The 26,642-nt window shown below is 40.8% G+C and carries 22 protein-coding genes and 4 tRNA genes; 14 read left to right on the top strand and 12 right to left on the bottom strand.

Annotated elements, in window-relative coordinates; translation table 11 throughout:
- Positions 1 to 2 precede the first annotated feature (2 nt).
- A complete protein-coding gene (locus RMX98_RS07160; RefSeq protein WP_322678008.1) occupies positions 3 to 2,924 on the bottom strand; it encodes a GAF domain-containing protein in 2,922 nt (973 codons plus the stop codon).
- A gap of 110 nt (positions 2,925 to 3,034) precedes the next feature.
- Here RMX98_RS07160 and RMX98_RS07155 point away from each other — a divergent pair, with 110 nt between their 5' ends.
- Genes RMX98_RS07155 through RMX98_RS07145 form a run of 3 tightly spaced genes read left to right on the top strand, consistent with a single transcriptional unit; the run spans position 3,035 to position 4,582 of the window.
- Positions 3,035 to 3,220: a DUF6888 family protein gene (locus RMX98_RS07155; RefSeq protein ID WP_409880741.1), complete on the top strand. Its 186-nt coding sequence runs from the start codon at positions 3,035 to 3,037 to the stop codon at positions 3,218 to 3,220.
- Entirely contained in the window at positions 3,217 to 3,408 is a 192-nt protein-coding gene (locus tag RMX98_RS07150; protein WP_322678007.1) for a DUF6887 family protein, read from the top strand. The genes RMX98_RS07155 and RMX98_RS07150 overlap by 4 nt, the downstream gene beginning before the upstream one ends.
- Positions 3,409 to 3,436: 28 nt before the next feature.
- Complete coding sequence (locus tag RMX98_RS07145; protein WP_322678006.1) at positions 3,437 to 4,582, top strand: quinone-dependent dihydroorotate dehydrogenase; 1,146 nt, start codon at positions 3,437 to 3,439, stop codon at positions 4,580 to 4,582.
- A 24-nt stretch (positions 4,583 to 4,606) separates the two neighbouring features.
- Here the strand turns inward: RMX98_RS07145 and RMX98_RS07140 are convergent, their stop codons facing one another.
- The gene (locus tag RMX98_RS07140) at positions 4,607 to 5,329 is read right to left on the bottom strand and encodes a hypothetical protein (protein WP_322678005.1); all 723 of its coding nucleotides are present in this window, start codon (positions 5,327 to 5,329) and stop codon (positions 4,607 to 4,609) included.
- Positions 5,330 to 5,721: 392 nt separating this feature from the next.
- On the opposite strand from RMX98_RS07140, the gene RMX98_RS07135 reads away from it, so the two are divergent.
- The 5 genes from RMX98_RS07135 (at position 5,722) to RMX98_RS07115 (ending at position 8,039) form a co-directional block, all read left to right on the top strand.
- Positions 5,722 to 5,855: transfer RNA gene (locus tag RMX98_RS07135), tRNA-OTHER, on the top strand.
- 42 nt (positions 5,856 to 5,897) lie between these two features.
- A tRNA-OTHER gene (locus tag RMX98_RS07130) sits at positions 5,898 to 6,027 on the top strand.
- A 49-nt stretch (positions 6,028 to 6,076) separates the two neighbouring features.
- Positions 6,077 to 6,203: transfer RNA gene (locus RMX98_RS07125), tRNA-OTHER, on the top strand.
- 68 nt (positions 6,204 to 6,271) lie between these two features.
- Positions 6,272 to 6,400, top strand: a tRNA-OTHER gene (locus RMX98_RS07120).
- Between the two features lie 37 nt (positions 6,401 to 6,437).
- Entirely contained in the window at positions 6,438 to 8,039 is a 1,602-nt protein-coding gene (locus RMX98_RS07115; protein WP_322678004.1) for a TROVE domain-containing protein, read from the top strand.
- Between the two features lie 166 nt (positions 8,040 to 8,205).
- On the opposite strand, the gene RMX98_RS07110 is transcribed toward RMX98_RS07115, so the two are convergent.
- On the bottom strand, positions 8,206 to 10,170 hold the full coding sequence (locus RMX98_RS07110) for an NACHT C-terminal helical domain 2-containing protein (protein WP_322678003.1): 1,965 nt from the start codon (positions 10,168 to 10,170) through the stop codon (positions 8,206 to 8,208).
- 151 nt (positions 10,171 to 10,321) lie between these two features.
- On the opposite strand from RMX98_RS07110, the gene RMX98_RS07105 reads away from it, so the two are divergent.
- Positions 10,322 to 11,026, top strand: coding sequence for an exonuclease (locus tag RMX98_RS07105; RefSeq protein WP_322678002.1), 705 nt, complete (start codon positions 10,322 to 10,324; stop codon positions 11,024 to 11,026).
- A 51-nt stretch (positions 11,027 to 11,077) separates the two neighbouring features.
- Here RMX98_RS07105 and RMX98_RS07100 read toward each other — a convergent pair whose 3' ends face one another.
- Positions 11,078 to 11,923, bottom strand: a complete 846-nt coding sequence (locus RMX98_RS07100) for a peptidoglycan-binding protein (RefSeq protein WP_322678001.1) — start codon at positions 11,921 to 11,923, stop codon at positions 11,078 to 11,080.
- 264 nt (positions 11,924 to 12,187) lie between these two features.
- Here RMX98_RS07100 and RMX98_RS07095 point away from each other — a divergent pair, with 264 nt between their 5' ends.
- Entirely contained in the window at positions 12,188 to 14,515 is a 2,328-nt protein-coding gene (locus tag RMX98_RS07095; protein ID WP_322678000.1) for a tetratricopeptide repeat protein, read from the top strand.
- A 96-nt stretch (positions 14,516 to 14,611) separates the two neighbouring features.
- On the opposite strand, the gene RMX98_RS07090 is transcribed toward RMX98_RS07095, so the two are convergent.
- Positions 14,612 to 16,975 (bottom strand): CHASE2 domain-containing serine/threonine-protein kinase, encoded by a 2,364-nt coding sequence (locus tag RMX98_RS07090; protein WP_322677999.1) that lies wholly within the window; start codon positions 16,973 to 16,975, stop codon positions 14,612 to 14,614.
- Positions 16,976 to 17,710: 735 nt separating this feature from the next.
- Between RMX98_RS07090 and RMX98_RS07085 the strand changes: the two genes are divergently transcribed.
- Positions 17,711 to 18,232 carry an NYN domain-containing protein gene (locus RMX98_RS07085; RefSeq protein ID WP_041565194.1) on the top strand — a complete coding sequence of 174 codons (522 nt, stop codon included), beginning with the start codon at positions 17,711 to 17,713 and terminating at the stop codon, positions 18,230 to 18,232.
- 95 nt (positions 18,233 to 18,327) lie between these two features.
- Positions 18,328 to 19,932, top strand: a complete 1,605-nt coding sequence (locus RMX98_RS07080; RefSeq protein WP_322677998.1) for a 2-isopropylmalate synthase — start codon at positions 18,328 to 18,330, stop codon at positions 19,930 to 19,932.
- A 58-nt stretch (positions 19,933 to 19,990) separates the two neighbouring features.
- Here the strand turns inward: RMX98_RS07080 and RMX98_RS07075 are convergent, their stop codons facing one another.
- Complete coding sequence (locus tag RMX98_RS07075) at positions 19,991 to 20,275, bottom strand: hypothetical protein (RefSeq protein WP_322677997.1); 285 nt, start codon at positions 20,273 to 20,275, stop codon at positions 19,991 to 19,993.
- Between the two features lie 129 nt (positions 20,276 to 20,404).
- Between RMX98_RS07075 and RMX98_RS07070 the strand changes: the two genes are divergently transcribed.
- The gene (locus RMX98_RS07070; protein WP_322677996.1) at positions 20,405 to 21,076 is read left to right on the top strand and encodes an ester cyclase; all 672 of its coding nucleotides are present in this window, start codon (positions 20,405 to 20,407) and stop codon (positions 21,074 to 21,076) included.
- Between the two features lie 174 nt (positions 21,077 to 21,250).
- On the opposite strand, the gene RMX98_RS07065 is transcribed toward RMX98_RS07070, so the two are convergent.
- Positions 21,251 to 21,688 (bottom strand): GNAT family N-acetyltransferase, encoded by a 438-nt coding sequence (locus RMX98_RS07065; RefSeq protein ID WP_322677995.1) that lies wholly within the window; start codon positions 21,686 to 21,688, stop codon positions 21,251 to 21,253.
- Between the two features lie 163 nt (positions 21,689 to 21,851).
- On the opposite strand from RMX98_RS07065, the gene RMX98_RS07060 reads away from it, so the two are divergent.
- A complete protein-coding gene (locus RMX98_RS07060) occupies positions 21,852 to 23,294 on the top strand; it encodes an ATP-dependent DNA helicase RecQ (protein ID WP_322677994.1) in 1,443 nt (480 codons plus the stop codon).
- A gap of 123 nt (positions 23,295 to 23,417) precedes the next feature.
- On the opposite strand, the gene RMX98_RS07055 is transcribed toward RMX98_RS07060, so the two are convergent.
- The 5 genes from RMX98_RS07055 to pheS all read right to left on the bottom strand — a co-directional run bounded on the left by RMX98_RS07055 (position 23,418) and on the right by pheS (position 26,506).
- Entirely contained in the window at positions 23,418 to 23,717 is a 300-nt protein-coding gene (locus RMX98_RS07055) for a DUF433 domain-containing protein (protein ID WP_322677993.1), read from the bottom strand.
- Positions 23,718 to 23,848: 131 nt separating this feature from the next.
- Positions 23,849 to 24,196, bottom strand: coding sequence for a hypothetical protein (locus tag RMX98_RS07050; protein WP_322677992.1), 348 nt, complete (start codon positions 24,194 to 24,196; stop codon positions 23,849 to 23,851).
- 97 nt (positions 24,197 to 24,293) lie between these two features.
- A complete protein-coding gene (locus RMX98_RS07045) occupies positions 24,294 to 24,908 on the bottom strand; it encodes a Uma2 family endonuclease (protein WP_322678019.1) in 615 nt (204 codons plus the stop codon).
- A gap of 345 nt (positions 24,909 to 25,253) precedes the next feature.
- On the bottom strand, positions 25,254 to 25,469 hold the full coding sequence (locus tag RMX98_RS07040; protein ID WP_190730807.1) for a hypothetical protein: 216 nt from the start codon (positions 25,467 to 25,469) through the stop codon (positions 25,254 to 25,256).
- Positions 25,470 to 25,513: 44 nt separating this feature from the next.
- Positions 25,514 to 26,506 carry a phenylalanine--tRNA ligase subunit alpha gene (gene pheS / locus RMX98_RS07035; protein WP_322677991.1) on the bottom strand — a complete coding sequence of 331 codons (993 nt, stop codon included), beginning with the start codon at positions 26,504 to 26,506 and terminating at the stop codon, positions 25,514 to 25,516.
- Between the last annotated feature and the right edge of the window lie 136 nt (positions 26,507 to 26,642).

The raw sequence follows: 26,642 nt of genomic DNA, 5'->3' as shown, positions 1-26,642 counted from the left end.
CACTAAGAATCATGAACAGCTAACGGCAACAGCAAGCGACTGACTACCCGATTATCTGGTAATTGATAGAAATTCAACTCACCTCCTAGTTCCTGCATGAGGTTTTGACATATCAGCAGATGCAAAGCTGGTGGTTGATTAAGGTTGGAGGGAACAAGTATATCCTTGGGTGTATTATCATGTAGTTCTGTGAGTAGCTGTGGTTCGATCGCACCGTTATATGTGATCGATAATTCTAGGGATGTCTGATGTTCAGCCCCTCCAGTTGTAGAAGAAGAATATTTTATATCTAAGGGTTTTGACGCATCTAAACGGCGACACCAAATATCAATTCTGCTACCGGTTTGAGAACGGTTACAAGCAGTAACCAATAATTCATGGATAACTAATTCAATTTTGACAATGTCACCAGCGATCGCCATTGCAGATTGAGCGCTGGAGGGAGGAACGCCTCTAACTAATGAAGAGTTCTTGGACGAATCTTGCTCGTCAATTGGTTGTCCCAAACCATGTACTCCAATCCACAACTTTTGTTGTTTAAGTAAATTTTCGATGCGTTCGAGCGATCGCTTCAGTAAACTGGCTATGGACATAGTTTCCCAACTAATATGCAGCTGCCAGTGTTCAAGTTTTAGCATCCCACTCATGGAGGTGGTTGTATGGTCTAACTGCCGTAGCAATAGCTGGTAGCGCATCTGAGTCAGTTCATTTGCAGGAATGCCCAAATCGTGTATTTGTTTCAGGGAGTGCGCCGTTATTCTTTGAATTTCCTCTAGACGACGATGTTTGTACCAGTTGAGTTGTCGTAATTCCTCGGTTGTGGATTCTAGAAGTCGGGTAATTTGCTTTTGACGACGCCACCAGGCTAATTGAGAAATCAAAGTTGCTGTTGCACTGAGGTTTTGTTCTGACCAACGACGCTGTTGATAGTCTACTAGCAAGACTACACCTGTGGTTTCATAATCAGCATTTGTACGTAATGCCATGACAAAAATTTGACTTTTTTCTGGAATACTCAACCATTTCCGGGTTTCCGAGGGTAAATTATCTGTCTTCAAAGTTAGGTAACTCTCTGTGGCAAGTGCCCACTGAATTAAGGCTTCAGCCTGAATAGAAATAGATGCATCAGAAAAAATCCCAAATTGGCTATTGTCAAGCACTCCAGGAATAATTTCTGCCCAACTTTGACCAGGTGTCCACGATAGCATTACCGCTAAGGGACAACCCAAAATTGATGCTATTTGTTCGAGTGCTGTACGTTCTAAATGCTTTTTTTCAACCTCGATGCTGTTCTGAGATTGTGTCAGGATGCGTAGGCATTGCTCAAATGCCTGGGTAGTTTTTTGCTGCTGGGTAGTGCGGTTATGTAATTGCCACTGACGAACAATTACACCAATCTGTTGACTGACAGCCCACAGCAATTCTTTTTCTAGGGTTGTCCAAAAACGATGGGTTTCATGAGTAATGATTAAAAGTACTGCTGGTATATGCTCATGAGTGCATTTACAAATAAGTAGCGATCGCACACCATTCTCTAACAACAAGGGTCGCCAGTTAAAAAAGCGTAAATCTTCATCTAAGTTTTCAATTTCCACCGCCTGAGTTGAACTTTGCAAAAGCTGCCCATCTAATTCTTTGAGACTATGAAGGGTAAATGTCAACGGTCGACGATTATGGGGCTGACTTTGGTAAGTAAATTGATAATTTTTCTGTTCAGGGTCATACTGCAACAGTAAAAAGCGGGTAGCACCTAATCGAGCTAAAACTCTTTTAGCACAACTATGTAAAGTTGTCTGAAGGTCATTTTCGCTATAAATACCTTGGGCAACTTGGCTAGTCAGTTGGGCATCGTCTTGAATCTGTTTGATAGTGTTTTCCATGCTTTCGGTAGGTGTAACCAGAGAAATTAAACCAGCAACACCTTGGACAAAATTTCTGTCTGTGTCAGTCCAGATGCGAGGTTCATTGCTTTCCACCGCCAGAAAACCGACTAAGTTCTTTTGCCAGAAAATTGGAGCTGCCAGAAGCGATCGCACCTTCAAACGTTGCAGCAATTTAGCCGTAAAATGGCTTTTTAAAGAACTGCGGGCATCACCAATGGAAACTATTTGGTTAACTGCCAAAGCATAATAAAAATCGCTCAAGTCCTGTACAGTCATTCCTGCTGCTTGCTGACTGCTAGAATTGCGATCCATTTTGACCAGCTGATTGCTCATTCGACACCAAAAGTACCGCCCTTCGCGCTCAAACCAGTAAACATTTGTCCGGCTGGGGGAGACAAATTTATGAGTTGCTTGCACTGCTGCTTCAAGTCTTTGATTCAGGTTGCTGAGGGTGCGTAAATTTTCTAGCAATTCTAATAATGGCTCATCGCTTCGCCTGGTTTGCTTTTGCTGCTTGTGCATTTCATTTTGATAAAGCACTGCCCCCAGTTCACCTAAAACCATCATCAAACGTGCTTTTGTTTCTCCTGTCAGTAGATAGCCCCAGCGTTCTGAACCCAGTAATACCAAGCCCAAACAACGGTCTTTGTAGCGAATCGGTAAAATAATCGTTCCTTGGATTTGGAATTTTTCGGCAACTTTTCGCCATTCGGCGGCGCGAATTTCAGTTTGCAAATCAGCTACGCCTAAAGGATGCTGTTCAATGACTACTTGCTCTAATAAATCCCCAGGACTGAGAACAACTCTTTGGCGTAAAAAGCTCATGTCGCGATCGGGTGTGATGCCCCCTTTTCCGAATAATATGTGATTCAGGCGATCGTAAAGAGCAATCCAAATCAGTTTGTAGTCAAATTCTTTGAGATAAGAAATAGTAGTTTCAATCAGAACGTCAACATCATCCTCTTCTCTGAGGCTTTGGAGGACGCGCCCCAAAGAGAGGATCTGCTGTTCGGCGGCTATAGGTTTTTGCGGCTGCCCCATCTGATTTATTGGTTAACATAACTTGTAATATATAAGATGCCCAGAAAAGCACCCTGAGTAATATTGCCACAAGTCTTTTATGTTGAACCTGAACAGCTTAATAAGCGGTTATGTACCCACAAGTACCTACAGCAAAACAAACCGTTGAATTTTTCTTAGTTTGCGTCAGATTAAGTAATGTACTTCAGCCAATTAATATAGTCAGATTAGATGAGAGAACCAACCAAATTTATATCTTGGCTGGCGATGACATAGAAGTGCTAATTTACCCAAACGGAAAAGTGAGGTTTTTATGACCGATATAAATCTTGCCGCAATGAGCAGAGAGCAATTGAGAGACTACGTGAAAAAACATCCACAAGACCAGATTGCATTCCAAGTATACATGGACAGACTACAAGATGAACCTGGAATTGAGATCGCTTCAATGGATCAATTTGAGCAGCTAGTCCGCGAGAAAATTAGACAATCCCAAGTGGAATGATCTGCAATAGCTCTAAAAATAAAAGCTAATGGATATTTATAAATTTGCAATTAGTCCGCTTTTGTTCAATGCGATCAAAACAGACCCGGAGTGGTTACACCAGCAGACGATTCGTAGTTTTAGTTGGCTATCGCAAAAAAATATTAGCCCTCCTGCTAGTTGGGTAAACCAACGCCTAAAGCAGTCCTTATGTCTGTACGATTCCCGTCTAGAACAAAATTTGTTTGGGCTAAACTTTCCAAATCCTGTAGGGTTAGCAGCTGGCTTCGACAAGGATGGAGTAGCTGCTGACACTTGGTCTAACCTGGGTTTCGGCTTTGCAGAACTAGGAACTGTAACTTTTCACGCACAGCCAGGAAATCCACCTCCTCGTTTGTTTCGCTTGCCGTTGGATAAAGCTGCTCTCAATCGAATGGGCTTTAATAACAGTGGTGCAGCAGCAATGGCGGCACGTTTGGAACAAGGAAAGCATGAGTTAATCCGATCGATACCCATAGGGATAAATTTGGGTAAATCTAAGATAACTCCCCTAGAAGCAGCCGCACAGGATTATCTCGATAGTTTTCGCTTACTCAAGGATTTGGGAGACTATTTTGTTGTTAATGTCTCTTCTCCCAATACACCAGGGTTACGATCGCTCCAAGATGCTTCTATGCTCAGTGCCATCTTAGATTTATTACAACAAGAAAATACTGCACACAAACCAATTTTTGTCAAGATAGCGCCAGATTTATCATGGGAAGCGATCGCTGACATCATAACTCTTGCTAAAACCTACCAACTAGCGGGACTTATCGCCACTAACACTACCATCAGCCGTGATGGACTGAAAACCCAGGTTATTGAGCAAACAGGCAAATCACCCCAGGAAGAAGCAGGCGGAATTAGTGGTGAACCATTGCGCGATCGCTCCACTGAGGTAATTCGTTTTATTTGGCAGCAAACTCAAGGAGAAATGCCAATTATTGGCGTTGGTGGAATTTTTTCTTCAGAAGATGCTTGGGAAAAAATTACTGCTGGTGCTAGCTTGATTCAGGTTTATACAGGTTGGATTTACGAAGGGCCGCTGATGGTACGCCGAATTTTAGCTGGTTTACTTTCCAAGCTAGAACAAAACGGATTAAATTCCATCAACGAAGCTGTAGGTTTACAAACAAAAATTCCAAAATTCTAATTTTGAATTTTGAATTTTGAATTGTTATCCTTCCTCCACTGGGAAAAACTCTTTAGTTTTTTCCGAGTATGACCAGGCAATACCATCAGGGTCTTTGCTGCGACTCCACTCAGGAAATTCTGGATCGTTTCGCCGTTTATAAACCGTACTGGAATAGACATTTAGCCGTTTAGCAAGTTCAGATTGAATCAGAGAGCCAAAAATTAACTGTTTTTCCAGCGATAGTTTAGTTTCTTCATGTGTTTGTTGTGGAAGTGATTCAGTTTCTGGTTCTTCCTCCTGCGGGGTTGGTGGTGGTGCTAATAGCGATCGCGCTGTTTTAGTAACTGGTTGAGCCGGAAGTTCTTTAACAGGCTCACTACTATCAAGAATATTGCCGAGAATGCTGGCAGTTATAAAGTAATAAGACTGCCCTGCCTCATCAGAGTTAACTATACTCGCACCAAATTCCGAAGCTTTACCATCCAAATAGCGTTTTGCCGTTGTTCCAGGAAAATTGCCTCTGATTGCCAAGTCCATTGGCGTAAGTCTGCCCTGATTTTCGCGAACTAACTGATGAAAAATTGGGTTAACTCGTACAGTCCACTGTTGCCATTGATATTCCTGCCAAAGCTTGAAGCCAATTACCAGCAAAATTGCTGCCAGTAAAATTCTCCAGGTAGCAACTAGGAAAATAATCAAAAACGAGATGGGCAAAAGTAGAACGAGAAAAGCCTTACCGTTACCTTCTATGGGTTTCTCACTCATGCCGATTTTTGCCAAGTGAATTTTGGGAAATAATATTATTATATTGGCAAAAATTGAGACACTTTTTTGTATCGTTTGGCAAAGTTGCGGCAAAATTTTCGGCAAAAGCTTTATTCAGTAAGTGTTATAGGCTTATTAACTTTTTGCTCATATAACATTGGTCTGCGATGCCTACAGTGGTCACTGAGCCTTGCCGAAGTGCGGTAAACTACGCGCAAAAGTGTTTACCAGAAAAAAGAAGGGGGTTGAGATGTATGGCGATCGTAATACATATCAGCTTTTCTTTCCAAAGCAATAATTCTAAATTAGCTTGTCAGACCCTTGACAACAGATAATACACATACTACATTAATAATACAAGTCAACTTTCATGAGGAAGTTAGCTTTCACCAGTAGCGAATAGCTCAAATGGCAGAGCGCCCACCTTGCCCGGAAGGGCCGACGTATCGAGGGTTATCGCATATAACTAAAACACCCCCGATCAAACTTCTGGAGGTGTAGGTAAAAATCCTACTTCGTTACACCAAATCTAGTTTTGAATTTTGAATTTTGAATTTTGAATTTTCATGTGGTGGGTAGCTCAGTGGTTAGAGCGCCTAAACATCCTTATTCAACCCTTGCCTGAAAAGGCCGACGAATTGAGGGTTATCGCCTGCCAAGCGGGAGGTCGCAGGTTCGATTCCTGCTCCACTACACCAAATCTAGTCCTGAATTTTTAATTTTGAATTTTGAATTTTGAATTTTCATGTGGCGGGTAGCTCAGAGGTAGAGCGCTAAACATCCTTGTTCACCCCTTGCCTGCAAAGGCCGACGAATTAGGGTTATCGATTAGGGTTCGAGAGGTCGCAGGTTCAAATCCTGCTCCGCTACACCAAATAATTTTGATAAATTTAAAATCCAAAATCGTTCGACTGAGCGTAGCCGAAGTCCAAAATTTTCATGTGGCAGATAGCTCAGTTTGGATAGAGCGCCGAAAAACATCCTTGTTCACACCTTGCCTGAAAAGGCCGACGAATTTAGGGTTATCGCCTGATAAGCCGGATGTCGCAGGTTCAAATCCTGCTCTGCCACCTTTCATTTTTGCCCGCAAGGGCCGGGAGATGAAGCGATGAATTACAATTTTTTCATTAAAAAGAAGACAACTACACCCCAAAATCAACCTATCCCCGGACGAGAAGCAGAAATGGTTCAGGGACGTTCTGGCGGCTGGATGTTTGATGCTGGTATTTGGAAAATGCTGCGCCGTTGTTTGTTGGTTGGCACAGCAAAAAGCACTTACTACGCTGGTAAACAGGAATTAACAGAAGATTTTGTGACAGTTGTCAAACAAGCTGTTGCCGAAAATGCTGGCCGTGTAGCCGAAGAAATTTTGTATGCTAGCGATGGACGCGCCATCAATAACAGTGCGCCTATCTTGGCTTTAGTGTTGCTATCAATGGGTGAAACACCAGAAGCAAAACAGGCGTTTGGTGAAATATTTCCGCAAGTTGTCCGTACTGGTAGCCACTTCTACGAATGGTTGAACTACACCAAATCTCTGCGGGGATTTGGCAAAGTAGTGCGGGAAGCTGGTAAAACTTGGCTCTCAAGGGAAGATGTCAAGGGTTTAGCTTATCAATTATTGAAATATCAACAACGTCAAGGCTTCTCCCACCGAGATGCGTTGCGGTTGTTCCATGTCAAACCGCCTACAGAAAATCACCGTCAACTATTTGAGTGGGTAGTTAGAGGCTGGGAAGAATTGCCAGCAGATATCCCCTCAGAAGCGTTAGCGCAGATTTGGTGGTATGAGTGGCTGAAGCAGAATCCTACCCAAACCCATGAAGCTATTTCCCAAGGACGCTTAACCCACGAAATGGCTGCACCTGTGGGCAAAATGGATAAGCTTGCTTGGCAACTGCTATTTCAGGAAATGCCAATAGGTGCAATGTTGCGTAACTTGGGTTCTTTAACTGAACTGGGTGTGTTGCGAACCGATGAAAGCGCCAATTTGCTGCAAGTGGAAGCAGTTCTTAATCGCAGAGAACATCTGCGTAAGGGTCGCATCCATCCGATTGATGTTTTGAAAGCACTCAAAACATATCAATCTGGTGGAACATTAGGACGCAGTAAGAAAACTTGGAACCCAGTTCCTCGGATTGTGGACATTTTAGAAAAGGCAGTTGAACTGTCTTTTGATGTTGTGCAACCCACAGGTAAAGTATTCATGCACGCCGTAGACGTTTCTGGTTCTATGGGTAGTATGGTTGCAGATATGGGACTGACTTGCTGTGAAATTGCCACCACAATGGCACTGGTGACAGCAAAAGCAGAGAAAAACTACATGATTCGTGGTTTTGCTACGGAATTCCGGGAATTAGGTATCACTGCCAAAGATAGTTTTAGTTCTGCGGTTCGCAAAGCTAGCAATCAAAACTTTGGTGGAACGGATGCATCTGTAGCTTATGACTGGATGATTAAGAATAAGTTTAAAGCAGATGTAGTCTGCTTTTGGACTGACTCGGAAAGTTGGGCTGGGTATAAGCATCCAAGTCAAGCGCTGAAGGAGTACCGCAAAAAGGTAAATCCTAACGTCAAGGCGGTGTATGTCACCTTGACACCTTACCAAATTACTTTGGTAGATCCTGAAGATTCGCTGTCTTGGGATTTGGCAGGGTTCGACCCAGGTACGCCTCGGATCATCCAGATGCTAGCTACGGGTGAATTGTAGAGATTGCTGAAGGGTAAAGGATGAAACACTTTATCCTTCATACTTCATGGCGGGTTATCCTTGTTCGCAACTTGCCTTTCGGGGCCGAAGAATTTAGGGTTATCGGTTACGTCTCCACCATTGTGGGGATTAGCGGGTTCAATCCCCGCACCCGCCTTTATTTGATTTAATTTTTGAATGGTCGTTTTTCTATTTCAGCGATGGGTAAGAGTAGGGTGTCTTCGATGTGCGATCGGACTGTTTCCGAAGCTTTCTTGAGGCAATCCACAAGTAATTTATTAGCATTGTAATACTGTTGAACTAAGTACCGTTCCCTTTCTGTAAACTTCCACTCATGCCCAATATTGCGATATTTAATTAACATTAACCTTAATTCTTCAGCTAAATCATTTACTTCATTTGACCAATGATCCTGCCAAGAATTTTCATATCTTCCACCATACAAGAAAGACATGGAAGTACTGTAGTCCAGAATCTTATCCTCCAAGGCTTGAAGTAATTTTACTAATTCAGGTTCTAGAGCATAATGCTTAAGATAAGTTTTTTTAGGAGAATCACCAAAAGCATAGGCTAATTCAAGGTCAAAATAGATATCATTAAATTTGTCAGATTCTTCTGTTAATTCTAGACCTAGAACAAAAGCTATTTCAGGATTAAAATCTTCTTCAAATAAGGCTACAATAGGATTAGGGCATAGATGAGAAATGGCATGATTAATACTAAGTGCTAAATACAAGTAAAAGGCTCTAATACTTGCTTGATTAAAAGTAGATTTGACAGAAGATGATTTTTGTTGTACCCAGACAAGCAATAATTGCAACTCAGATTCTGCTTCTAAAATTGCATCAACTTGTTGTTTAATTAAAGGTAGCTGATCGTTATTTAATTCATTAACAAATAAACTGAAATTTTCTAAAGATGCTGCACGAATAAATGTATGAAGATAATATTCCTTTTCACGAATTTTTATTAAAGAATAATCGCATAAATCATCAATTACCCGTTGTCGCCGATTTTTTGGTACATCCCAAAGCAAACAAAATAGCCATATTTTTGGTACGTTGATTCCTTGATTAGAGTAAAATCCAAAACGACAGAGAAGTTTATAAGCCTGGACATTATCATTTTTGAGCTTATCAAACTGACGTTGAACAAGTTTTTCTATAGTCTTATGTCTTAATATATCTTCACGGTTATCCTGCCAATAAACTTTTAAATTTCCTTGAGCTTCTTTGAGAATCTCAGGACTAAGGATAAACATAGCCTCAGCATTTCCACCATAAGCTTGGTGCATTTCACTAAGAGCAGCATCATCTATACTAATTTTGCAAGTTTCAAAATACTGTTGCCATGACTCCTGCTTCAATCCCTCCAACTTATAATTCGTAAAAGTTTGAAGACGTTTTACTGTATGCTCATAAATTTGCTCACGGCTTGTGATAAGCGTTATCGACTGTACACTCTTATCAGCTAGTACGGTTAATAGTTCTACATAATAGCTATAATATGGTTCTATGAACTCGCCATTTATTAAAGCAGGTTCAAAATTATCAATTAAGATACCAATTTTTTTAGTTTTTAGCTGGATTTTCAATTGCTCCAGCATAGTAATAAAATTTTGCTCTGGATTTACTTTAAAGTAATTTATAAGCTTGATTCTTACCCAATCTTCTACTGAATTCAGGTTTTGGGGTGTACTTCCTACACGCAGATCAAGATATTCTAAACGCTGAAGCTCAAACCATTTTGTAGCCAAAGTTGTTTTACCTATACCGCCCTCTGCGTGAATTAGAATAACTTTTGCACCTTCGTTAACAAGGTTGTTGAGGTGTGCGATCGCATCCTCACGCCCCACAAAATCATAATTTTTTGATGTTGGATTTTGATGTTCCTCTGTTTGAGATTTGCAAACTGGAATAGTAACTATATCTTGCCAATCTAAACCTAGCCTTTTACAAATTTCTTCAAAATTCAGTCGGTCAATTGCCTTACCGCTAAAAAAGTTATGTACTGTTGATCGAGCTATTCCTAACTCTAAGGCTAAAGCCTTTTTACCCAAAGCATTACGAGTTAAAGCTTTGTTTGCTTGTTCTATTCCTTTTAGAGATGCTTTAAGCGATCGCCCAGTCATATTTTAAATATGCAATTTTGAATAATTTTAACTGACTTAATTAAAAGTCATACGTACTCATACACAAAGTCAGACACTCTGGACTTTTGACTCAGACACAATCTCAGACAGCAGCCCTCGAAGCTAGTTGATGTAGTCATTCACAACACTTATGAAATCTACCTACATCAACGGACGATGCTACTATCAAGGCAATAGTGGCGTTCTTCTTCCTGCTGTCACCACAGTTTTAAAAGCGACACAGCCACCAAAGTCTCTAGCCGCCCTTTCCTATTGGCGTAATAAAGTTGGCGATGCAGAGGCAAATCGAATCGCTGCTAACAGCCGTTGTCGAGGAAATGCCTTACACCAGTTAATTAAGGAATACCTGCAAGGTTACTCGCCCAAACCTGACAACAGCCTGATTCAGCCTTACTGGGATAGCGTTCAATCTGTGCTAAACCAACTTAGCGATGTTCAACTTGTTGAAGAAGCCGTGCCTAACTATAAAGAACTTTACGCTGGGAAAGTTGATTTAGTTGCTCGTTATCAAGGTGTTCCGCATTTAATTGAATGGACTACAGCCGAGGAACCAAAACTGAGGATTGATAAGCTTTATGACAAGCCTTTACAACTAGCTGCTTATGGTGGTGCGATAAATCGGTATTATAGCGATCGCCTCTTTAACTGCAAAATTAACCATGCTCTTATTGTCATAGCCTTGCCAGGTGAAGAAGCAGAGATTTTTGAATTTGACCGTGCAAGGCTAATTCATGTCTGGCATCAATGGCTTAATCGGCTGAATTTTTTCTTTAGTGCTGTTGCTGCCCAGAAGTGCGATCGCCTACGCTCGGACGGAAGCGATCGCACTTTTTAAAGGCACAATGCAAAAATTTGATTGCTCATCAATTGTTCAACTACCGAATGATTAATTAAACAATTGCCCCAAGAAATTGATAATTGGTTTCCAAAAGATACCAGTTAATACATAAGGAGCATATTGCAAGATAGATAAGCTAGGCTTGAGTGAAGGCTTAAGCGGTAAATTTTCTAACAGAAATGGCACTACACAAGTAAGTCCATACGCAGTTGCTAAGGCAGTAGTGAATTTAGGAGCCTGACCTGGTATAGGACTATAATAAATACCTAATAGGATGCAACAAATCATCAAAAATTGCTCCCATAAAAACCATGATTGCGGCGACAAAAAATAAATTAACCTCGGAAAGCTTTTATCAATTTTTTGTCGCATTCCCAGCAGTACTGCCCAAGTTGCTGCCCCAACAATGCCATCATTCTTCAATCCATAAATTCTTTGAAAGCGTTTCACCGCTCTTTCTGTTGCACTGTCAAAAAAGCTAGTAGGTTCTTTTTTCAAAAATCCTTCATCATAAAGGATAGTTTGCAGTTCCTTAACCGCCTTCCTTAATTCTGGAGATTTAATTTTTTGATTACGAGAAAGTTTTGGGTACAAAAGGCAAGCCCATGTCAACGGGCCAACCACTCCATCTGCTAAAAGATTATTTCTTTTTTGAAATTCTTTTACTGCCTCGTCTGTCTCTAAGTCAAATTTTCCAGTAACCTCTGCGAGTAAACCTTGAATTTTTAATCGCTCTTGCAATTCGTTGATTGATTCTTGTACAGACTTTGGTGTAAACTCACGGTAAAGTGTCGGAAGTTTATTAAAGACACAAACTTGTTTTTCTTCGGGAAAATAAAGTCGAGCTTGTTTGAGACCAACCAAGACACTTACAGTTTGAATTAGTTTATTCATTCAGTACTCCTTTGTTGTCAGAAGTGAAAACAATAATTCAGCCAGAGTTTTTGCTTGGTTGTCAGGATAGATGTTCCATTTGGATGCAGCCTGTTACCAACAATTATGAACTTAGTAATTAGCCTACTAAATTGACCTTAAATAGCGTAATTAGCAATGTTAAAAATTTGTTAGTTAAAAATTACTAATACAACATACTCAAAGTTTTGTTAGTTAAAATGTTGCTAACCAACATTTAACAACAGAACTAATAGGGTGATATTTATGTCAGATCAGTCAGAGGGTGGGAATCTGTCTAAAGTCTGGTATCAAAAGGTTTTACAGGATTGGGATATAGATCGTTTACTGACTGATTTGGAGTCTAAAATTCAAGAGCGATATAGGCAAAATTCTAAGAAAGACCTGTTACTTGGGTTGCTATGTGGGTATAGCTTGACAAGGATAAGTCAGGACTTATACAGAGATAACGCTGGTGTAAGAGTGCAATTGAGCAATATCTATCGAGATATTGAAACTTTGACAGGAGAACCAGACAACAGCGTTAGGTCAAGCAACCTGATTTACATTCTAGAGAGACATGGATATCGCAGAGGTGTTGCTGCATCTAGTACCGAAAGCACTTCTATTCCCCACAATCTGCCATCACCAACCTACACAGAATTTATTGGGCGCGAAGCAGATATGAAAAAGCTACTGGAAAGGCTTTTGCCGATGCATGGCGCTCACATGATTACAGTACATGGCATTGGTGGCGTAGGGAAAACCGCGCTGGTGTTAGCAGCTGCTTACCTGTGCTTAAAGGCTAGTAACGAAAACAGTTCTGATGCACCTAAATTTGATGCAATTATTTTCACTTCAGCCAAACAACAAGAACTGATTCCCGATATGATTTTGCAACGGCAGCAAGGACAGCATAACCTGCGCGAGATTTTTCGGGTGATTGCCAATGCTTTAAGCGACTCTACTATTATTCAATCTCCTCCCAATGACCAATTTGACCGTGTACGCCAATGTCTTTCTAAACAGCGAACGCTTCTGATTGTGGATAATATGGAGACTATAGAGGACAGGGATAGGGATGAGGTTATAGAATTCCTATACAATTTGCCCATTTGCGTCAAAGTAGTAATTACTACCCGCGAACGAATTGCCCTGCTGCCAATCAGTCTGCGAAACTTGCCCCTGAATGATGGTTTGCAGTTGATTCAGCAACAAGCAGAAGAGAAAGGTATAACTATCCAAGATGAAGACTCTAGCTTGCTCTACGATCGCACTGGAGGAATCCCCCTCGCTATTGTCTACGCACTCGGTCAAGTCTCTAGTGGCTACTCTTTGAACTTCGTATTGGAGCAGTTAGCCTCTGCTACAGGCGATGTGGCTCGTTTTTGCTTTGAGAAATCAGTGCAAGATACGAAGGGACAGCCACCCCACAAGTTACTAATGTCATTGGCGATTTTTCCTGACTCTCCTATCCAAGCTGCTGTGGCTGAAGTTGCTGGACTGACATCTGCTCCTGATTCCGTCAGTAAGGGCTTGGTACGTTTGCAGCAACTCTCGTTAGTGAATCTGAACCAAGAAACTAAGCGATACGAAATGCTCTCTCTGACTCGTGAGTATGCTTTAGCACAATTAGCTGCTTACCCAGATTTTGAGAAAGAAGCACGGAAACGGTGGGTGAAATGGTATCTAAATTTTGCTTACAGATACGGCGGAGAAGATTGGGAGGACTGGATACATTACAACAGGTTAAAGGAAGAGGAAGGAAATCTCCGCGAAGTACTCTATTGGTGTAAAAACCAAGACCATTATGTAGAAGTTAGGGATTTATGGTTGCTCTTGAACCACTACGCCAATCTCTATGCTTATTGGGACGATCGCCTCGATTGGTTGCAATGGCTGATAGAACAATCAGAACGACGTGGTGAATGGTCATCTTTGGTGAAATTCATGATCCGCAAAACCTGGCTGCTAATTCGGGAGTGTTCGCCCCAAAGTCTCACACAAGCAGACGAAATATTGCAGCGAGCATGGGTTTTACGCGACCATGCAGATTCATGCGTTCAAGCTGACTTAGCCGAAAATATGGCTAGACTGCGAATCAGACAGAATAATTATCCAGATGCACGCCACTGGCTAATGGTAGAAGAAAAATTGGTGATTGAGGCGAATTTAGAGGAGCGACAGCACATCCGTTATTTTATTCCCGTGCTTTACCATCGGGCTGAAATCTTTTATTCAGAAGGTGAATATTTTTTAACCAAGAAGCTATTTCAAGATGTGATGAAAAGTGCAGAAAAAATTAATTGGCATCGAGTGATTAATTCTGCTCAAAATTGGCTTGCTGATATTGCCATCGAACAAGGCGATCGCGATGAAGCTCAAAAGCTATTAATTAAAGGTTTAACTGTCGCCGAAAGCAGCAATAATAAACGCCGTCTAGCTCGTTATCAACGTTCTCTTGCGCGCTGGGAGAGAAGATGGGGAAGTGTCCAAAAAGCCTCTCAATTATCAACTCAGGCTATTAATGGTTTTGAGCAATTGGGAATGACTAGGGATGCAGAGGAGATGCAAACTTTACTTGATTGCCCATAATTATCTGCAAACCAACACCTCGCCACCAGCGATCGCACTTCTAAGTTTTGTAAATATAACAAGATGCAATATAACTTAGTCATGATTGGGCGATCGCTACTCCTTTTCTGGAGTTTCTGAGGATGATTTTGAGCAAGATTTTGTGGGAGCGCTTAATTCATCTAAAGTATTCATTAATAAGTCATCTTGTGGACTATAGTATCTGCTTTGGGGATTTACCAAATCGTCAAAAGCTTCAAGAGCTTCAAGATCCTTAAGAGCCTCTGATGCAGACTGATATCGCTGTTTGAAGTCATCCAGCACCATTTTACTGAGAATCTTGGCTAGGGAGTTACTCACCTGGCAGCGATCGCTCCATTTTAGCTCCCCATCAGCATCTCTATCGAACTCACGGGGTGCTGCACCAGTCAAGGCTTTAATCCCAACCATACCCACTGCATAGATATCACTACTGTAATGCGGACGGCCAAAACATTGTTCGCTTGGTGCATAACCCTGAGTACCAATACCAATGGTAAAGGGGGTTTGCTCTTGGCGATCAAGCTGTTTGATGCTAACTTCCTTGACGGCACCAAAGTCAATCAATACCAGTTTTCCATCTGAGTGTCGGCGGATGATATTGCTGGGCTTAATATCTCGGTGAATCACATTGTTTTTATGGACAAATGTTAATGTTTGCAATAAGTCCCTGACAATCTTGATCGCTGCAATTTCTGCAATTGTTCTACCTGCTGGGAGTTCCTGATTTAAAGTATGACCAACGATCTGTTCTTGCACTAAATAAAATTCTTCATCTTCTTCAAAATACGCCAGAAGTTGAGGTATTTGTGAGTGCATTCCCAATTTTTCGAGTGTTTGCGCCTCTGAGTTAAATAAACGTCTAGCAAGTTCCAATCCTTCTGGTTTGGTGTTGGCTGCTTTTAGTTGTTTGACAACACATTGCGGATTACCAGGACGTTGAGTATCTTCAGCAATGTAGGTTTCACTAAATCCACCGGAACCGAGAACTTTGACAATTTTGTAGCGTCTTGCCAAGACTTTCCCTGATAAGGCTAAATCTCGTTGCTGGATTAGGTATTGCAAGTCATCTTGTTGGCTGATAATTTCTTGGACAACGGCAGAAGTTTGATACTTCTGAAAAATGTCTACTAGTTGGCGTTTTCTAATGCTTTCTCTCAGTACTGAGGTTCCCAGGTAGCAAAGTCCGGTCATCGCGATCGCAATCATTGGTACAGTAGTGGGAAAAATTAACTGACCATAGATAAATAACCCATAGCTAATTCCTCCCCAAGTGGCAGACAGAGCCAGGCTATACAAAAATCTATTGATACTACGCAAGCGTGTGCTAATCATTAAGGTTGTAGTGCCAACTAGCATTAGCACAAACAAACCCTGCAATGGTAGACTGCGAATTCCTGGAGCGATCGCTTTCCCTGACATCAAAGTTGCGATCGCATTGGCGTGAATTTCCACGCCGGACATAAGTTCAGTACTTTTGCTAGCAGCGACTGGATAATAATTGTTGTTTAACTTATCTGTTGCACCAATTACCACGATCTTGTCTTTGAAGAACTTTCCTTGCTGCAAATAGGTGTTCCAATTTTCTGGATCGAGTACGTGCCAAAAGGGTATTTGCTCAAATGTACCCGCAGACCCCCAAAAATAAATGCGATCGCCCTTTGGTCGGGGATAATTTACTTGTGCGGCTCTCAGAGCCTCTTCATCAAAGGATAGTCGCTTTTTGGTAAATAAATTATCTTCACCTAATAACTTGGGAAACTCACTTGCTAATCGATGAACTTTTCCATCTACTTCTAAGGGAAAATTAACTGAGCCAATGGACACTGGCCCTGTGCGAAACATCTGCTGTGGGTCTGTCAGTTGTATAAAAGACCCCTGGTGCGTCTGGGAATTTTCGTAGATGGCTGCTAAGGTAACTTTGCTGCCATATTTTTGCAATGCTGTTTGCAGTTGGCGATCGTCTGTAATCCCGTAACTGCTTTTAGTGTCAAAAACGACATCTAATGCCACAGAGCGAGCGCCTGCTTGGATCAATTTTGTGATTACCTGCGAGTATGCAGCACGTTGATAAGGATAAGATTTCAGTGTTTCTAGGTAGGCATACTGTTTCGGATCTGTTTTATAGTACTGTTCGGGAACTGAGATTGACTGATCGTCTATTGCTAAAATTACAATGTCTTCTGGAGGCACAATCGGGCCACGCAGTTGAAAAAAGCCAGAAAGCACTTGATTTTCCATCAATTGAACCGATTCCCACCCAGAAGCACTCAGCAATGCTGCTCCGATTGCCCAAGTGCCAGCAAAGAGATGACCTAAGCGAACCATCCACCTGGATTGGCGAACTGATGCTGTCGAAGTTACTTTTGTCGGTTTACTTGACAGTTTATTGGCAGCAGAGACATAGTTTTTAGTTAAGGTAGATGTAGTTTCTTCTGCCATATCGTGTTACTGATTGATTTAAGTCCAACACTTTTATTTATTCAGACCACGTTTTAGTGTAAGCACATTGAAATAATACTTAAATGACAATCTTATACATTTGTAAAGTATCTTTTATCAATCAACAAACTTTTATTGGTACTAGCGTCCAAGAGATTCCTACTCTAGCATTGCCTCATTTCTTCTTTTTGTATTCAGTAAGTTACAACTAGTGATTGTCTCACAGATCAGAGCCGGAGATAATCTGCCTGTAAATTTGATTGTGGCAAGATTTTATCCTAACCTAACCAACAAGTACGATCCTAACTGGATGCTCTACCTAAAGCTGTCCCAAGTCTGTGTTGTGTTTCTTGGGCAATGTTGATAATCTCGACAAAGCGTTTCCTGATACTGATAGCTTTACCTACATATAAGCATTAAATTATATCTTACATCAAGCTTATGTTATACCTCTTTAGGAGTAAACTTTAATGTTATGGAGTGATGAAAGCTGTTACTAGGTCAATTTTATTGGTAGATTTTGATCGCAGGGTGGCTCTTGTAGTGCTGGAGGTGAATAAGGTTAGCACCCTGGATATCAACTCCAATCTTCAGGCGTTTTTATGCCTTGAAAGAGGTAGGATAAAAGCTATAGAAAAAGAACTACTTTATAGATATTAGCAAACAAGGCATTTGAAAATTGCTATAATCTATTGTTCCATCTAAATTCATTTATATTATTAGGTGTAAATTTGTATGGGTTCTCCAATGAATCGTCTGTCTATTTTTGTAGATGGAAACAATATGTTCTATGCTCAACAAAAAAATGGCTGGTTTTTTGACCCAAGGCGCGTCTTAGAATATTTCAAACATGAGCAATCAGAAACAACATTAATTAATGCATTCTGGTACACTGGCTTAAAAGACCCACAAGATCAACGAGGTTTCAGAGATGCTCTAATTAGTCTAGGATATACAGTACGAACTAAAATTCTGAAAGAATATTATGATGATACGTCCGGTCGTTACTCGCAAAAAGCGAATTTAGATATTGAAATTGTTGTAGATATGTTTAATACAGTAGACCAGTATGACAGAGTAGTATTATTCAGTGGCGATGGAGATTTTGAAAGAGCAATCGAACTATTACGCTCAAAAAATACACATATTACGGTAGTATCAACTGAAGGAATGATTGCCAGAGAGCTACGGAATGCTACTGATAGATATATAGATTTAAATGATATCAGAGATCAAATAGAAAAAACCGAAGGTTAATATCCTTAGCAATTATTTACAAAAGTAAGAGTAAAAGAAAAACTAAGGTTGAAGATATATTAAGCCACAAGTAAATACTAAACAACAAAAGGCAAATGACAAACAAAACAGATCGAATCATCATTTTTGATACGACATTGCGAGATGGAGAGCAGTGTCCGGGAGCGACTTTGAATATAGACGAGAAGCTAGTTATTGCCAAGCAATTAGCGCGTCTGGGTGTAGATGTAATTGAGGCAGGGTTTGCCTTTGCTAGTCCCGGAGATTTTGAAGCAGTCAAGAAAATTGCTCAAATTGTTGGGACAGAAAATGGCCCGGTAGTTTGTAGTTTGGCAAGAGCAATTAAAGCAGACATTGAAGCGGCTGCCGAAGCATTAAAACCAGCAGTTAACGCCAGAATTCACACATTTATTTCCACTTCTGATATTCATTTAGAGTATCAGTTGCGGAAGTCACGAGCAGAAGTGCTAGCGATCGCACAAGAAATGGTAGCTTATGCCAAGTCCTTCATGACAGATGTAGAATTTTCGCCGATGGATGCGGCTCGTACCGATCCAGAATTTCTGTACCAAGTATTAGAAGGTGCGATCGCAGCTGGTGCAACAACAGTTAATATTCCCGATACTGTGGGTTACACAACCCCTAGCGAATTTGGAGCCATCATTAAGGGCATTATTGAAAATGTGCCCAACATCGACCAAGCGGTTATTTCCGTTCACGGTCACAATGATTTAGGCTTGGCAGTTGCTAACTTCTTAGAAGCCGTCAAAAATGGCGCACGGCAGCTAGAATGTACAATCAATGGTATTGGCGAACGAGCCGGAAATGCGTCATTAGAAGAATTGGTAATGGCGTTGCACGTGCGGCGGCAATATTTTAACCCCTATCTCGGCAGACCAGCAGATTCTCAAGAATCTCTGACAAACATCGACACCCGACAAATTTACAAAACCTCACGCTTAGTTTCTAATTTGACGGGAATGTTAGTACAACCAAATAAAGCGATCGTTGGGGCGAATGCCTTTGCCCATGAGTCTGGAATTCACCAAGATGGTGTGTTAAAAAACAAACTCACCTACGAAATTATGGATGCTCAATTGATTGGCTTGACAGACAATCAAATAGTTTTGGGTAAACATTCAGGTAGAAATGCTTTCCGCACTCGGTTGAAAGAATTGGGCTTTGAACTGTCAGATACTGAATTAAATAAAGCCTTCGTCAGATTCAAAGAAGTAGCAGATAAAAAGAAAGAAATTTCCGATTGGGATTTGGAAGCGATCGTTAACGATGAAATTCAACAAGCACCCGATTTGTTCCGGGTAGAGTTGGTGCAAGTTTCCTGTGGTAGCAACGCCCGTCCCACTGCTACAGTTACTCTGCGTACCCCCGATGGTGAAGAATTAACCGATGCTGCGATCGGTACTGGGCCAGTGGATGCAGTTTACAAAGCCATCAACCGTGTGGTGAATGTGCCCAACCAGTTGATTGAGTTTTCTGTGCAGTCAGTAACAGCAGGTATTGATGCCATTGGAGAAGTAACGATTCGTTTACGTTATGAATCTAAAGTCTTTTCTGGTCATGCAGCAAACACAGATATCATCGTGGCCTCAGCGCAAGCTTATGTAAATGCGTTGAATAGGTTGTATGCATCTTTGCAAACTCAAGAAAAGCCAGAGGAAGTATCTGCACAGAAAGTCTAAAATTTTAGTCTGTCAAACTACCCATAATAAAAGCACCGCATCTTGTTTTTAACTGATGCTAAAAAACTCCTTTCCAACATTGGGGAGGAGTTATATTATGTGCGCTTGATAAGAGGCAGAGGGCAGCGATCGCCTGTGTACTAAAACCGTCACTCAGCACGTCTTCCCAGATAGTTCTGAATTTATCGCCAGTCATACCAATTCTGTATGAAAATGCATTTAATTTTTTAACGAACCGCCAAGAACGCCAAGAACGCCAAGATAAGAGTTTGAGAGAGTTTGGCGCAGCTTCACAAAGAAACGGTATCAGCCCGTGGTTGGCTTTGAAACTTGATTTTTTCAATTGTATTTGTGCAAAAAGTCAAGCCAATTAAGTTGATTATGAATATTTTTTACTTTTTATATGTTCTGATTTATTTAATATCCAAAAAACTTTATTCTGAGAAACGATGTTTATAGCGAGTCAGCTTGTATGAGTAGCGAGAAAACAACAGAATTGCCACTCTGGGTACAAGATAGAGATATAGTGATTGCTCATGATGAAGAAGTACAGTGGCGAGAAGGAAAACGCCCGGATTATTCTTACACCAATGAATTTCTTCATCAGGAGAGCAAATTTCAGCATCCTGAAGGTTCATTAGAAGCGATCGCTCAAAACTTAGTTCGCACTTTTGAGATGGAAGCTTCTAATAAATCTAATCCTCAACAGTGGCTTTCGATTGTTGCTGATAAGTTTAAGATGAGTACCAATGGCGGACAACAATTCACTGCTCAGGATGTTGCAGATGAAGGGACTTATAACCTGTTTTTGGGTAAAACTGAGCAATATAACTCTGAAACAGAAACCTTTGAATCTTCATTTCAAGTTTTTCATACAGCCTTTCCTAATGGCTTCCTTTGGGAATTAACAGAAGTCCTTTCGGGGCCGCCTAATGTTACCTTTAAGTGGCGACATTGGGGAACATTTAATGGTTCCTACAAGGACTATGCACCCACAGGTGAAACAATAGAAATCGTCGGAGTTAGTATTGCTCGCGTCACTGATGATTTGAAGATTGAGTCTCTAGAGCATTATTTTGATAATAATGTCTTTCTTCAGAAATTAACGGCAGGTGGTTGTCCTTTCCATTCCCAAAATCAGTAACACTGGTGACTAGAAGCCGCGCCTACACGAGACAAAAACTACCTCCGCAGGTTAGCAAACCCTTGATTTTGTGTTAATCTATGCAGGTGGACTACCCTGCGAGAAGCCGCAAAGCGTCTATGTTTGTGTAGTAGCGACTTGTAGTCACCTAATACTTTTAAAATACCCTCTTTCTTATGCTTGATCAGCATTAAAATTTAAACGCATCATGATTTTTTCTGGTTCTGTCAAATTTTTAAAACCATAACGGCGATAAAGTCCATGAGCATCTTTTGTACCTAACATCCACCTTTGAACATCTTGCAATTCTGGATATTCTAAAATATATTCTACAAACCATTTTCCTAAACCCTGTCCTCGATAAGGTTCCAGAATAAAAACATCTTTTAATAACGCAGAAGTTGCATAATCAGTGATAACTCTTGCAAAACCAACTTGTTGATTACCTTCATAAAGTCCAAAGCATAAAGAATTATTTATTGACTTTTCCACCGTGGCTAACGGTATGTTTTCAGCCCAATAAGAAGTTTGTAAAAAATCATGAATAATTTGAATATTCAATTTAGATTTATCAGTGCTGATGTAAAATTTATGTTTTAATTCTTCATTCATCTGTCTGAATTTTTTATTTAATATGTTGATGCGTAATAATTAATTCTAATTCATTCTTGCAGTCAGTGCGTTGCAACCTAAGCTGATGAAATTACTGAACCATTAACTGGATAACAGAGGCTATATTCAACATTCAAGGATATGGGTGCATCTACCATTGATTATGAACCAGCCTCCAAAAAAATCTTGGCAAGAAGTCCGCGCTGCTTTTCAAAAAATCTGGGGTTATGAAGATTTCCGCCCACCACAGGGAGAAATTGTCAGCAGTTTATTAGCACAAAAAGATGCACTGATTATTATGCCCACAGGTGGCGGTAAGTCGATTTGTTTTCAACTTCCCGCATTGCTACAAACAGGATTAACCTTGGTAGTTTCGCCCTTGGTAGCGCTAATGGAAAACCAAGTTCAGGAATTACTACAAAGCCACCAAAAAGCTGCACTTTTGCATAGTGAATTATCTTCATTTCAACGCCGTACAACTCTGCAAGCTTTGGAACGCCAACAGCTAAGATTACTGTATTTGTCACCAGAAACTTTACTAAGTGTGCCAGTGTGGGAAAGATTATGTCACCCGCAATTGCAACTTAATGGTTTGATTTTGGATGAAGCTCATTGTTTAGTGCAGTGGGGTGATACTTTTCGTCCAGCTTATCGCAGATTAGGGGCGGTGCGTCCGGCATTGCTAAAATCAAAACCACCAGGAACAAAAATCAGCATTGCTGCTTTTACTGCTACTGCTGACCCCTCAGCCCAAAAGATAATTCAAACAGTTTTACAATTACAGCAACCAGAGATTTTTCGCTTGAATCCTTACCGTTCTAATTTGCATCCCAGCGTTCGGATTGCTTGGACACCACGGGGGAGAAAACAACAATTATTAAAGTTTATTCAAAATAGACCGCAACAATCGGGATTAGTTTATGTTCGCACTCGGCGCGATAGTGAAGATTTAGCCCAATGGTTAGCAGAGATGGGTTATGCTACAGCAAGTTATCATGCTGGATTGGGTGCAAGCGAACGCCGTGCAGTAGAAGCAAGCTGGTTAGGTGGTAAAATCCCCTTTGTTGTGTGTACCTGTGCGTTTGGGATGGGGATAAATAAACCAGATGTTCGCTGGGTAGCCCACTTTCACGCGCCACATTTGTTATCTGAATATGTGCAAGAAATTGGCCGGGCTGGAAGGGATGGGAAACCGGCTGAAGCGTTGACATTGGTAAGTGAACCTACAGGGTGGTTAGATCCAGAAGACAAGCAAAGACAAGAATTTTTTCAACAACAAATGCGATCGCAACAACAAATAGCGCAGCAACTTGTGAAAAAATTACCAAAACAGGGAGAAGTGAATGCAGTAACCCGACAATTTCCCGAAGGTGCAACGGCGCTAGCTTTACTCCATAGCAACGGTCAGCTAAACTGGCTCGATCCTTTCCATTACATCATTGGACAAAAAGCGGGAAATCAACCACTGACGCAATTACACGCTGCTAAACAGATGCAGCAATACCTAACAACTAAACAGTGTCGTTGGCAATTTTTGTTAAATGCCTTTGGTTTTGATAAAGAAGCAGCTAACCTGCGTTGCGGACATTGTGACAATTGCCGCTAACTGCCCTTGCTTACGATCGCAGAAGAGTTTCTCGCCAAATACTTAAGTGGTAGATTTGAACCTTTGGCAGATATCCCTGGCATTCAGGAATAGTTAAATAAAGTCTCAAGATGGTGGTTAGTGTCATTCACCGACCACCTTAATATTTTTAATTACAGATGGATGTATTAATTCATCAGGTACTTGATTTCGCTCAATGTATTCATTAATCTCGGCTTGATGATCGAGATAAAAACTCAAGGCATCAAATACTTGTGCCAGGGTTAAATGTGGTAAATGGTTCGGGATTTCTTCTGGCATAATCCCCAATCGCCATAAACTGACAATGGCACGAACAGATGTCCGAGTACCTATAATAATTGGCTCTCCACTCAAAATTTCAGGGTTACGGGTAACGTAGCGCGAGGAGGTTTCAGCAAACATAGAATAAATCACTCAGCAGAACTGGCTTGCCTCTAGTTTACCAATAGTTTTGATCGCTAATGGGTTTGTTTGCTAGTGCAATATATACTTTACAGCAATGAAGGACACGGTTTTGCCAGATTATAAAATTGCTAAATATCAAATGGATCTATAATTTTAGGATTTTTTTCAAATTCAATTTTATATTCTTTTAATGCTTGTTTAAAGTTTTCAGAAGTTACACCATTAGGACAACTTCTAAACTTCCTACATAAATCATCTAAACTGATTGCTCTATCTTTTTCAAAAAAATATTGTTTATATTTTGTTAAATCTTCATACGCTGATACATAGTTTGTATCCTTCATATTATTAATCATGATATCAGGAGGATTTGCCTGATACTTTTGCATTGCATCTACTATGACTGAATAATATTGCTCAATAGGATGCCATTTATATTTTTGTAAATTAAAATTTATTATTTCAATGGCGTTCATAAGGTGTATATTGAATTGAATGATTATACTTCTAATATAAAAATTAGCTAATTATGAATGGTAAATACACTTAAATTTACGACGGTGATCGCACTTATCAAATCAGTTCATCTGTCTGCCTTTTAACCGCATTGCTTTCTCCAGTGTTGAGTACTTGCTCTGCGGTTAATTGTAACTCTGGGAAAATAGTAGAAGCGATCGCACTGTTTCCTGTAAATCTGGTTTCTTCATAAAATCCGTCAACTAATATCAGTACGGTAACTACATTTATTTGTGGATCGACAATCCAATATTCAGCAATTCCCCTTGCGGCATACTCGGAACGTTTGTAGCGATAGTCCCGATCTTCATTAGCTTTGCCAGGAGAAACAACTTCGACAACTAATGCTGGAGGAGGCATATCCAAAGTGATTGTAGATCGCGTTGCACCTTCTAAGGCGGTTGCAAGTTCATCCGTCAGCACAACTAAGTCAGGAATGCGAGTTGTCGCACGAGAACCAGCAACAACAATTTCAACTTTGTTACTTAACCGATTAACTGGGAAGAACTTGAGGAAATTTACCAGCAAAAAGAGAGATATCTGGACATTTTTTGGGCTTTCAGGTGGCATTGCAACTAACTCACCTGCCACCAGTTCATAATGACTATCCGTGCCATCGTCATACTTCAAATATTCCTCAAGCGTTAGACGTTTACCAGCGATCGCAGTCATTGAATTATTCAATCCTAAATCGAAAATTAGTCAGTAGGAAAATATTAAAACAGCACCTACAATTCAGTAAACTTCATTATGAATGCCAATATCAATTAGCAAAATTTCCTCTTCCCCAGATTCTATATTTTGCACGAAGTTAAAGACAATGCGACAATCATAGTCCACTGAACACGCCCAAGCTCCAGACAGTTTGCCTTTAAGTTTATGAGTCTGCAACAATGGATCAAATGGATCGGCGGTTAGTAGTGCTAACCGCTCTCCAATTCGCTCTTAATAATTCTGGCTGTCGTCGTACCAATCGCTTAAATGCTCGTTTAAACGATGATGCCAAAACTACAGTTATCACTTGCGTAACTCATCCATTATTTGAGTAACTGTACCACGGAAAACTTTTCCCGATTGGTATTCTACTTGTGCTTGAGCGATATTAGCAGCAATTTCAGAACGCCGCCGTTCTGCCAACCGATGACTTATCAGATCAATTAATGTTTCTTGTTCATCTACTGATAAGTTTTCGATGCTTTCTAGAACTTGATCTAACCTGGAAACTGAAGTCATTATTTATTCTTAACTTGTTTGCAGTACATAACTATTACGTATGCCTAAAATTGCTGCAAAAACCGCAAATCACTAGCATACAACCGACGAATATCATCGATTTGATGTAATACCATTGCAAAGCGTTCTACACCAAAACCAGCAGCAAACCCTGTATAAACTTCTGGATCGTAACCCACAGACTTAAGTACATTTGGATCGACCATCCCGCAGCCCATCACCTCTAACCAGCGACCATTCCACTGCAAATCTACCTCTGCTGAGGGTTCGGTAAACGGAAAATAACTGGCGCGGAAGCGAATTGGCAAATCGCCAAATATTGTTTGTAAAAATACTTTAATTGTGCCTTTGAGGTCTGTAAACGTTAATCCCTCATCAATGGCTAAAAGTTCTATTTGATGGAAAACTGCTGAGTGAGTCGCGTCTACATTATCTCGCCGATAAACTCGCCCTGGAGCCACAACCCGAATCGGTGGTTCTTCTCTTTCCATGTAACGAATTTGTACCGAAGATGTATGAGTCCGTAAAAGATTACCATCTGGCAGGTAGAAGGTATCCTGCATATCACGCGCGGGGTGGTCAGGCGGGGTATTGAGAGCCTCGAAATTATAATAATCTGTTTCCATCTCTGGGCCTTGAGCCACGGTGTAGCCCATACCAACAAAAATATCCAGCGCCCGGTCGATAATCCCGTTGAGGGGATGAATGCGACCTTGGGGGCTGTAAATTCCCGGCATAGTTACATCTAGAGTTTCCGCCTCTAGCAAAGCTTGAATTTGTGCGGCTTCTAAGGCAGCGCGTTGCTGGTCTAGACTAGTTTGCAAGGATTCTTTGACTGTATTAGCGATCGCTCCAATTTTTGGCCTCTCCTCTGCACTCATCTGCCCCATACTTCGCAACAGCGCCCCCAGTTCCCCTTTTTTACCCAGATAGTTAACTCTGAGTTCTTCCAGACGTTCTAGGGTGTCGGCGGCGGCGATCGCTTTTTCTCCTGACTGCCGCAGTGCTAAAAGTTGAGCTTCTAAATTGCTAGTCATTAGTTATTAGTCATTAGTCATTAGTCATTAGTCTATAGTTAAAAGCTGTGAACTGGTCGATAAATCAACTTATAGCTATGGCATTAATATCAGCCGTATGTGAGGATCGAAACTAAACCTCTGTTTACCAGTTAGA

This window comes from Nostoc sp. DedQUE02 (assembly GCF_034531035.1).
Lineage (GTDB): Bacteria > Cyanobacteriota > Cyanobacteriia > Cyanobacteriales > Nostocaceae > Nostoc.
This window is presented reverse-complemented; position numbering and strand designations above follow the sequence as displayed.